Annotated in this window: 12 protein-coding genes; 8 read left to right on the plus strand and 4 right to left on the minus strand. The window is 52.7% G+C overall.

Annotated elements, in window-relative coordinates; genetic code table 11:
- Positions 1 to 11: 11 nt before the first annotated feature.
- Positions 12 to 296, minus strand: coding sequence for a YggT family protein (locus R6U67_RS07650; protein ID WP_410251994.1), 285 nt, complete (start codon positions 294 to 296; stop codon positions 12 to 14).
- A gap of 222 nt (positions 297 to 518) precedes the next feature.
- Here R6U67_RS07650 and psbX point away from each other — a divergent pair, with 222 nt between their 5' ends.
- From psbX to R6U67_RS07675, 5 genes are all read left to right on the plus strand, one after another.
- Positions 519 to 638 (plus strand): photosystem II reaction center X protein, encoded by a 120-nt coding sequence (psbX, locus tag R6U67_RS07655; RefSeq protein WP_087705751.1) that lies wholly within the window; start codon positions 519 to 521, stop codon positions 636 to 638.
- A 137-nt stretch (positions 639 to 775) separates the two neighbouring features.
- Positions 776 to 1,891, plus strand: a complete 1,116-nt coding sequence (locus R6U67_RS07660) for a Ycf66 family protein (protein ID WP_410251995.1) — start codon at positions 776 to 778, stop codon at positions 1,889 to 1,891.
- 105 nt (positions 1,892 to 1,996) lie between these two features.
- Complete coding sequence (locus R6U67_RS07665) at positions 1,997 to 2,476, plus strand: TolB family protein (protein ID WP_410252003.1); 480 nt, start codon at positions 1,997 to 1,999, stop codon at positions 2,474 to 2,476.
- Positions 2,477 to 2,577: 101 nt separating this feature from the next.
- On the plus strand, positions 2,578 to 3,102 hold the full coding sequence (locus tag R6U67_RS07670) for a TolB family protein (protein ID WP_410251996.1): 525 nt from the start codon (positions 2,578 to 2,580) through the stop codon (positions 3,100 to 3,102).
- Positions 3,103 to 3,134: 32 nt separating this feature from the next.
- The gene (locus tag R6U67_RS07675; RefSeq protein WP_410251997.1) at positions 3,135 to 4,565 is read left to right on the plus strand and encodes a trypsin-like peptidase domain-containing protein; all 1,431 of its coding nucleotides are present in this window, start codon (positions 3,135 to 3,137) and stop codon (positions 4,563 to 4,565) included.
- Between the two features lie 59 nt (positions 4,566 to 4,624).
- Here R6U67_RS07675 and R6U67_RS07680 read toward each other — a convergent pair whose 3' ends face one another.
- From R6U67_RS07680 to tatC, 3 genes are all read right to left on the minus strand, one after another.
- Positions 4,625 to 4,828: a chlorophyll a/b-binding protein gene (locus tag R6U67_RS07680; protein ID WP_410251998.1), complete on the minus strand. Its 204-nt coding sequence runs from the start codon at positions 4,826 to 4,828 to the stop codon at positions 4,625 to 4,627.
- 97 nt (positions 4,829 to 4,925) lie between these two features.
- The gene (locus R6U67_RS07685; protein WP_410251999.1) at positions 4,926 to 5,627 is read right to left on the minus strand and encodes an MgtC/SapB family protein; all 702 of its coding nucleotides are present in this window, start codon (positions 5,625 to 5,627) and stop codon (positions 4,926 to 4,928) included.
- Between the two features lie 37 nt (positions 5,628 to 5,664).
- Positions 5,665 to 6,441, minus strand: coding sequence for a twin-arginine translocase subunit TatC (gene tatC / locus R6U67_RS07690; RefSeq protein WP_410252000.1), 777 nt, complete (start codon positions 6,439 to 6,441; stop codon positions 5,665 to 5,667).
- 166 nt (positions 6,442 to 6,607) lie between these two features.
- Between tatC and cysE the strand changes: the two genes are divergently transcribed.
- The 3 genes from cysE to R6U67_RS07705 form a co-directional block, all read left to right on the plus strand.
- Positions 6,608 to 7,348 (plus strand): serine O-acetyltransferase, encoded by a 741-nt coding sequence (gene cysE / locus R6U67_RS07695; protein ID WP_068787808.1) that lies wholly within the window; start codon positions 6,608 to 6,610, stop codon positions 7,346 to 7,348.
- 202 nt (positions 7,349 to 7,550) lie between these two features.
- Positions 7,551 to 8,411, plus strand: coding sequence for an ion transporter (locus R6U67_RS07700; RefSeq protein ID WP_410252001.1), 861 nt, complete (start codon positions 7,551 to 7,553; stop codon positions 8,409 to 8,411).
- Positions 8,412 to 8,586: 175 nt separating this feature from the next.
- On the plus strand, positions 8,587 to 9,173 hold a 587-nt coding region (locus tag R6U67_RS07705; RefSeq protein ID WP_410252002.1), incomplete at its 3' end, for an MTH895/ArsE family thioredoxin-like protein.

The following is a 9,173-nucleotide window of genomic DNA, read 5'->3' on the forward strand; positions in this document are numbered from 1 at the left end:
TTCCCTATTCCCTAACGCATCATCGTGATCAACCCCTGTTGCCCTAACAACAGTTCTCGGATGAGGCTGAAAATCCCCACCCAGATAATGGGGGAAATGTCAACCCCTCCTAGGGGGGGAATGAGTTTGCGGGTGGGAATCAGGAACGGTTCTGTGGGTACGCCAATGAGGTTGAAAGGAAATTTGTTGAGTTCCGCTTGGGGATACCAGGTGAGAATGATGCGGATAATCATGAGAAAGGTCATCAGACTTAGGACAATTCCTAGAGTCCAACTGGTTAAGGTGAGGGTATTCATAGCTTGATTTAGGCTGAAATGTTAAGGTTTGTAACTTTTGGCTGAGACCATTGTATCTCGATCGCCACCTCGGCGATCGCCCCAATTGCCCTCTCGTTTGGGGCTAAACCCAGCCTTGCCGCACCTAGACAAATCTGAGAGTTGCCTTCCCAAGCGTCCCAGAAGTCGTTACACTGAGTAAAGCAATATTTCTGATCGTTTCGTTTTAAGGAAGCGAATAATATGACCCCTTCTTTGATGAACTTTTTCTATAGCCTCTTGGCTGGCGGAATTATCGTTGTAATTCCGGTCGTGGTGGCCCTGGTTTTCTTGAGCCAACAAGACAAAGTATCTCGGTCTTAGATCCGTTTTTGATGGCGATCGCAGCAGGTGAGTCAAGTCTATCCCGTAAAACCTAGCTTCTTCTCCAGGGACGTTCGCGACCCTGGAGATTCGCCTCGTAAGTCGCTAAGATGGGGACTGAAGTAGGAGAGAGGCTAATGGTAAACATCGGACTGGGCTTAAGCAGCCTGCTGCACGCAATCAATACTCCCCCCGTCCTAGCTCAAGTCGCCTACGGCTTTGGCTGGGGCAGCTTAATGGGCATTGTCCTTGTCCTGTGCGGTGTTGCCCTGTATTTGCTACGGACAACCCGACCCAACTTGGCACGGGATCACGATATCTTTTTTGCCGCCGTAGCCTTGCTTTGTGGCGGTATTCTCTTTTTCCAAGGATGGCGGCTGGACCCCATTCTTCAATTTGGTCAGTTCCTGATGACCGGTTCAGCGGTCTTTTTTGCGGTTGAAAGCATCCGCATGAGAGGAATCGTCACCCAACAGGCGAAACGCAACGCGCCAATTGTGGATGACGAGCGGGATGTGAATCCCGACTATCAGTCCTACGAGTACGAAGCCGAACTCGAAGAACTCGAACCCTACGACCCCTATCCCCCCACCCGTCGCATTCCCGGCAGCCGAGACGTTCCCCGGCGATCGCCGCGAGAGGCCTATAGCGATGAACCCCGTCGTCCTCCCACTCGGCGTAGTCCAGGGAGTCCCCCGACGGGTCGTCGTCCCCCGACTAGTCCTGCCAGCGAAGGTCCCCCGCCCCGCAAACGCCGACCTCGACCCGATGCCAAAAGTCGTCAGGTGGACTTGAAATACAGCAATTGGAACGATGACGAGGTCTATGATGCCCCCTACGGCGAGGCCCCAGCTGGACCGCGTCCGGCCCGTCGTCCTCCCGGCCGCAGTTCAGGGCCGGCGAGTAAGCCTGATACGAGTAGTCGGCGATCGCGTCCCCCCCAAGGCCGTCCCGCTCGTCCGAAAAAACAAGTCGAAGCGCGTTTAGACGACGATTACAGCGACGACCGCTACAGCGACTTCTACGCCGACGATCCCAGCGGCGGTCCCGTTAGCCCCCCCAGCCAAGATGACCGGGGCGGTAGCAGCGACTATGATGTCTACGATCGCACCCCCAATCTGCGAGATCAGGCGCCTCCGGTCGTCTCAGACGACGATCCACTCCCCGACGATGACGAGTATGGCGATCGCTTCGGTCCCAATCCCTATGACGACGAACTCGAAGACGATAACTCCAATCAGTTTGATCGCTAAGGCGATCGCAGCGGAACCCGAGTTGTGGTAAATCGGAGACGACAACAACGACGATGGCGATGGAACTGGCGACGGCGACTCAAACCCGTGGCCCTATCCGTCGCCATCAGTTTTGGCTTAGGTGGACTCAGCGGCTGCGTCGGCAGGGGTCCCCAACCCCCGGCGGCCCTCGATAGCTATTATCGCGACCAACAGCCGGCCCTCAGTGGCGATGGACGCTTACTGGCCTTCGTTTCCGGTCGCGATGGCACCCAAAATATCTTGCTGTATAACCTACAGCGACAACAATTTATTAACCTGCCCAACTTGAACCGGGATGATGCGATCGCCGAGTCTCCCAGCCTCAGTTATAGCGGACGCTATATTGTTTATCTTGCCAGCGATCGCGGTCGGCCCGAAATCGAACTCTACGATCGCATCACTCGCCGCACCCAAGTCCTCAGCAGCGGTTATCGCGGTTGGGTTCGCCACCCCAAAATCAGCCCCGATGGTCGCTACATCGTCTTTCAAACCGGACGACGGGGACAATGGGATATTGAAATCCTCGATCGCGGTCCCAACGTCGAACTTGATCGCCGACAATAATCGCCATAAATTATTAAATAATAATTATTAGAATTACTCAAAAAAGAGGTATGAACGACAAAAAACAACCTGGAATTGACCCAAAAAGCAAACCAAGGCTATTGTCAATCTGGCGTTTTAGCCTCTATAGTTTCCTGATTTCAACCCTAAGTAGTTGTGCCGCCTATCCCCGTTTACTGAATACCCCCGTTGACCCAGCCGGGCGAAGCTTGAACTCCCCCGCCGCCGACCTATCCCCGTCCATATCCGGCCGGTATATCGTCTTCGTCTCCGAACGAGAACAACGACAGGATATCTATCTCTACGACCAACAAAACCAACGCACCATCGCCCTACCCGGACTCAACGCCCTCGACACCATCGCCGAAACCCCCAGCGTCTCCACCGACGGTCGCTATATCGTATTTGCCGGAAATCGCCAGGGTCGCTCAGGAATCTTTATTTATGACCGGGAGACCCGACAATTGCGGAATCTGACCGAAAACCTCAACGCCACCGTCCGTAACCCGACCCTCAGTGCCAATGGTAGCACTGTCGCCTTTGAAGCCAACCTCAATGGTCAATGGGATATTCTGGTCTATAACCGCGACGGACAACCCCTAGATTTACCCACTCCCGTCCGTTAACCCACCCTCAAATCCCTTTGCCGAGTTGTATCATGACTGTCTTCTGGTTTCGCCATAGCCTTTCGAGTCTCCTCAGCCTAGGACTCCTGACCGGAATCGTTGCCCCCTTGCCGCAACTGGCCCCCCAGCGGGCGATCGCCCAAAACCAAGACGAACAGACCAACATCCGAGTTTACGACCAAGCCAGTCCCGCCGTCGTCGCCATCGTTGCCGGCAACTCCAGCGGTAGCGGTAGCATCATCACCCCCGATGGCCTCGTCCTCACCAACGCTCACGTCGTGCAACAAGCCTCCGGGCGAACCGTCACCGTCCGCCTCCCCAACGGCGACGAATACACCGCCGACATCCTCGGCTTTGACCCCAACGGCCAAGACCTAGCCGCCTTACAACTTCGCAACGCTCGCAACCTGCCCACCATCGACATTGCCAGCCCCGACTCCGTCCGCGTCGGGCAGCGGGCCTTTGCGATCGGCAGTCCCTTCGGCTTAGAAACCACCTTCACCGTCGGCATTATCAGCCGCATCGACCCCGACGAAGGAACCATCCAAACCGATGCCGCCATCAACCCCGGCAACTCTGGGGGGCCACTCCTCAACTCCAACGCCGAAATGGTCGGAGTCAACACTGCCATTTTTTCCGTCGGTCGCGAAAGCGGCAACATTGGCATTGGTTTCGCCATTCCCATCAGCGACGTCCAACCCTTCCTCACCGCCATTCGCCAAGGACAGGGATCTGAAACCGCCAGAACCGGCAGTCGTCTCCCCGGTTCCCAAACCCCCCGTTCCGTGGAACTCAACGGCCCGCCTATTCGCAGCACATTGGGGCCAGACTCCAATGTCTTGCCCGGAGATAACAGCTACTTCAACGCCTACAGCTTTGAAGGACGGGCCGGACAAACCGTGTCCTTAGATCTCACCTCGAATGACTTTGACGCTTATCTGATTTTGCTCGACTCCAACGGTAACTCCGTCGCCCAAGATGACGATGGGGGGCCGGGAACCGATGCCCGCATTGTGACCCAACTGCCCGAGAGCGATACCTATATTCTGCTGGCGAACTCCTTTCGTGGCGGCGAGTCCGGTGACTACGAACTCACACTCCGCAGTCAAGGTGGTCAACCGAGTTCTAGTGGTCAGGGCCGTGTGCTACTCAATGAAACGGGAGTCTTACGCACAGGCGATCCCAGTTTGCCCGAGGATGGGAGTCTTTTCCATCAATATGAATTTTCAGGACAAGCCGGACAGTCGATTACGATTCGCCTCGAAAGCTCAGAATTTGATACCTATTTGCTCTTGTTTGATAATGACGGCAATCTCATTGGTCAAAATGATGATATCCGTCCAGGAAACACCGACTCTGAGTTAACTGTTCGTTTACCCGAAACCCGAGACTATATTGTGGTGGTCAACAGTTATGACGATACGGGACGGGGACGCTATCGGTTAACGGTTGAGGAAAACTGATCGGTAGCGGCCAGACACTCGGTTTCCGGTAGAAACCGGGTGTCGGATTGTTTGGGCAATTACATGAAACCCATCCAACTGAGAAAGGTTTGCCCCGTCACCGCTTCTAAAATCAGTAACGCCACAAAGCCAATCATGGCAAAGCGGCCATTGATTCTTTCGGCATAGAGATTCCAGCCAAAACTCGGGGTCTTGCTAGATTCAGCCTCAGACTGGGGTTGAGATTCTGGCTGGGATTGGGGGGTCTGTTGTTCGTCTGACATAAGCTAAGCAACAATTGCACTCAAAGTTAACACTGTAGAAGATTTTGCCATCGGGTGACAGGGAACCAGATGTTTAAGTCAACATCTAAGCCATGATTCAACCAAACTCCTGTTCCACCACCCGCCAACGAACCGCAATGACACTCGGTTCCAAGCTGATACGGCTAATGGCCTGTTCGAGTAGTTCATCATCGCGAGTTTGGGTCACCAGTTTGGCTTTGACTTCAACCCGGCCCTTGTGCGTTTCGAGATCTTCACTGTGGAGCGATCGCAGCCGCATATGGCCCAAACTCAACGATTGCAGCAACAAGGCCCGAACCCGAGCCGCATCCTTCTCCAAACAGACTAGGGAACAGTAATAACAAAGTTCCACCTCACTCCCTCTAAGGGGTTCTTGGTTAATCCGATGGCCCAAAGGACGGAGAATCAGATTCGACGCCAACACCGCCACCGACCCCACCAAGGCCTGGCTAAAATAACCCGACCCCGCTAAAGTCCCAATGGCCGCCGCACACCAAATCGTTGCCGCCGTGTTCAAGCCGCGAACCGTCAGACCTTCCCGCAGAATTACCCCGCCGGCCAGGAAGCCAATTCCCGACACCACCTGAGCTGCAATCCGGGTTGGACTGGCTTCATCGGGGGTGAGAACCGACAGCATCACAAACAGCGACGCACCCGTGGCGACGAGAGCATTGGTCCGTAGGCCAGCCATCCGCTGTCGCCATTGACGCTCTAAACCAATAGCAGACCCCAATAGGAACGCCACTAACAGGCGTATTGCAAACTCTGTCCAGTCCATTGGTGATCTCCCAAGCATTGATTGAGGGCATTATGGACTATTTCCCCATCGCTTTGACCAAACCAATGCCACTGAAGTACAACATCGCCACCGCTCCCCCGAGCAAACTTTGAGTCAGCGGGTCTGTGGAGGGAGTCAACACAGCTCCCAAGACAGCGGCTGTGAGAATCACATATCGCCAACCCGAGAGCATCTGCGAGGATGAGACAATCCCTAAACCACCGAGAATCGCTTGCAAGACCGGGACTTGGAAGGCAATCCCGGTACTAAATAGCAACAGTAGAATGGTTTTGAAGTATTCATCAATAGACCATTGCTGAGCGACGACCCCTTCACCGAAGCTGACAAAAAACTTGAGAGCCGCCGGAATCAGAGCCACATAGGCAAAGACTAACCCGACCAGAAAGAGTACACTAGAGCCGAGAACCACGGGGGCAATGAGTTTCTGTTCTCGCCGCGTTAGCCCCGGCAGCACAAAGCGGACAATTTGATAGAGGATAAAGGGGGTGGCCAGGAGTAAGCCGCTGTAGCCGGCCACTTCGATGGAGACAAAGAAAAACTCCCCGGGTCGAATTTGGATAAACTCGACCCCATTGGCGGGGGCTTCAAGGAGCCGTACAATCGGCTTCACGGCTAGGAAACAGCCAATGATGGCAATAAATACTGCAATTAGGGAATAGAAAATTCGCTGCCGTAGTTCTTCGAGGTGGTCGAAGATGGACATCTCCACCTCAAAGGGAGCCTCATCAAGATAGCGGTCATCCTGTTCAGGCGGTTTGGGGTCAATTTTGGGAGTTTCCGGGGGCGAAGTCATGAAATCTATAGAGACAAGGAATCCGACGCTGTCGTTGAGCCGTGATTTTTATTTTAAACTGCCTCGGTTCGGTCAGTGGGGGAAACTCGCCGGCGATCGCCGCTGAAGAACCCCGAAACATGATTTAAAATAGATCACTGTGATTTGTTTTACCAGGTCTTTTACTGTGCTACGATCGCTCATCGCCGATTTTCGCATCATCTTTGATCGCGACCCCGCTGCTCGTAACTGGGTTGAGGTGCTATTTTGCTACCCCGGTTTGCAAGCACTGGTCTTCCACCGCTTCGCCAACTGGCTGCATCATCTGGGACTGCCCTTTTTCCCGCGTCTCATCTCCCATTTTGCCCGCTTCATCACCGGAATTGAGATTCACCCCGGTGCAACCATTGGCCAGGGGGTCTTTATCGACCACGGGATGGGAGTTGTCATCGGGGAGACGGCGATTCTCGGCGATGGCTGTTTGATTTATCAAGGGGTCACCCTCGGCGGAACCGGTAAAGAAACCGGCAAACGTCACCCCACCCTCGGTGAAGGGGTCGTTGTCGGAGCGGGAGCTAAGGTTCTCGGGAATCTACAAATCGGCAATAATGTCCGCATTGGAGCCGGCTCGGTGGTGTTGCGAGATGTCCCCTCCGATTGCACCGTCGTCGGGGTTCCTGGGCGTGTCGTGTACCGCTCAGGCGTCCGTGTCAATCCCCTCGAACATGGCCAACTCCCTGACTCAGAAGCTCAAGTGATTCGCACCCTCGTCGATCGCATTCAAGCTCTAGAGAAACACGTCGAGGTTCTCGAAAAGCAAGGCCAGCTCACCTCGCAGCAACTTGAGCGAGTCGGAGCCGTCGCCGCTCCCAATTGCAATTTGAGCGAGCATACCCTGCAAGACTTTTTTGATGGAGCTGGCATCTAATCCGCCATTTCAACGTCTAACGTCTCAGGCCATCTCGGCTACTGGCCCGTTGAGTTACATTCGCTCAATGGGCACTTTTTTTTGTGCAAAATTAGGAGAAGATGAAAGTTCGGTAAGGTCAGCGGAACAACCTCTAAACCGAGTGTAATACGGAATGCAGGGAATTCATTGCCCAGGAATGTTCTTTACCCGGCTAAAATCCATGACAGAGTCAGTCCCCTTAAAACTGAAAGTGGCTAAGATTTTAGATCTCGCTGAGCCAGATGATCGAGTTGGTAAATTTATCGATCTCTTCATTTTAGGGCTTATTTTCCTCAATACCATTGCTGTCGCCCTAGAAACCGTTAACCCCATTTTTAATCACTATTATCGAGAGTTTAGACGCTTTGAGCAATTTAGTGTCTTTGTCTTTACGATTGAATACTTGCTGCGGCTTTGGAGTTGTACGATTATTCCCAAATATCGGCATCCAATTTTAGGGCGACTCAAATTCATGTTTACGCCCTTAGCCATTATTGATTTGTTAGCAATTTTGCCCTTCTTTTTGTCACTATATCTGCCGTTGTTTTCACCCCAATTTCGCCTGGGGCGAAGTGTGCGGCTGATACGCTTCTTTCGCGTCTTAAAACTCAATCGCTACACTGATTCACTTTCAATTTTAGCAAGAGTCTATCGCTTGAAGAAAGAAGAATTGTTCGTTAGTTTTTTTGTTTTAGTCGTTCTGTTGTTTATTTCTTCAACCTTAATTTATTTCATAGAAAGTCCTGCCCAGCCGGAGGTGTTTTCCAGTATTCCGGCGGCGATTTGGTGGGGAACCATTACTCTCACCACCGTCGGCTATGGCGATGTCTATCCTGTGACGATTCTCGGACGTATCATCGGGGGGATTTTAGCCATTCTTGGGATTGGCTTATTTGCCCTTCCCGCTGGTATTTTAGCGTCAGGTTTCTCGGAAGAACTGGCGGCTCGCAAAGCTAAAAAACGGGGGATTGATGTGATTATTTGTCCCCATTGCGGAGAGGATATCAATAGCCCTCCCCACTATGAGGAGTCATCGGAGTGATGGGATAGCATCGGCGGGAGGTGACCTCAGATCGCGTCTCAACCAGGGCGAGAAGAGCCGTTCAGCCCTGGGTTTCAGCGGTTGCACTAGGAGCCTTGAGGGGGAAATTGACGTTAGGGCTTGACATTATACTCGAGTATAGGGTTTAGCATAAAGCCAAGGACTGATACCGAAGATGCTGAAAGTCACTGAAGTCGCCAAACAGCTTGGAGTCAATAACCAAACGCTCTATTTTTATGAGCGGATTGGTTTAATCCCTAGCCCCCAACGAAATTCAAGTGGATATCGCTTGTTTAGCGATCGCGATGTCGAACGTTTAACGTTCATTGTTCACCTGAAACGTTTGGGACTGTCTTTGCAAGAAATTCGTGAGATTCTCGCCTTGCAAGAAGACGATCGCCTCTCCTGCGATCGCGTCTATCAGCATCTCAAACTCAAGGAACAGGAAATTGACTACAAAATCCAAGAACTACAAGCATTGAAGTCACAACTGTTGCCCTTAATTGAAACCTGTGATGCTCGACGTTCTTCCGCTCAAACTGAACCTTGTTCAGTCCTGAATACGGTTCAAACTCCTGTCCAACCCAACCTATCTAAATCGATGACACCCTTAAAAATCGAAGTTCTCGGAACCGGTTGCAAAAAATGTCAGCAACTCGAAGCAAACGCCACCGAAGCCGTCAACGCCTTAGCCGTGGACGCTGAAATTAACCATATTACCGACATGATGGAAATTACCAAGCGAGGGGTCATGAAAACACC

Source organism: Sodalinema sp., from assembly GCF_046483825.1.
Taxonomy (GTDB): Bacteria; Cyanobacteriota; Cyanobacteriia; order Cyanobacteriales; family Geitlerinemataceae; genus Sodalinema.

Excerpts from the sequence above, each read along its gene's own strand:
- R6U67_RS07650 (WP_410251994.1), bottom strand. The coding sequence starts at position 296 with ATGAATACCCTCACCTTAACCAGTTGGACTCTAGGAATTGTCCTAAGT.
- psbX (WP_087705751.1), top strand. The coding sequence starts at position 519 with ATGACCCCTTCTTTGATGAACTTTTTCTATAGCCTCTTGGCTGGCGGA.
- R6U67_RS07660 (WP_410251995.1), top strand. The coding sequence starts at position 776 with ATGGTAAACATCGGACTGGGCTTAAGCAGCCTGCTGCACGCAATCAAT.
- R6U67_RS07685 (WP_410251999.1), bottom strand. The coding sequence starts at position 5,627 with ATGGACTGGACAGAGTTTGCAATACGCCTGTTAGTGGCGTTCCTATTG.
- R6U67_RS07675 (WP_410251997.1), top strand. The coding sequence starts at position 3,135 with ATGACTGTCTTCTGGTTTCGCCATAGCCTTTCGAGTCTCCTCAGCCTA.
- tatC (WP_410252000.1), bottom strand. The coding sequence starts at position 6,441 with ATGACTTCGCCCCCGGAAACTCCCAAAATTGACCCCAAACCGCCTGAA.
- R6U67_RS07680 (WP_410251998.1), bottom strand. The coding sequence starts at position 4,828 with ATGTCAGACGAACAACAGACCCCCCAATCCCAGCCAGAATCTCAACCC.
- R6U67_RS07700 (WP_410252001.1), top strand. The coding sequence starts at position 7,551 with ATGACAGAGTCAGTCCCCTTAAAACTGAAAGTGGCTAAGATTTTAGAT.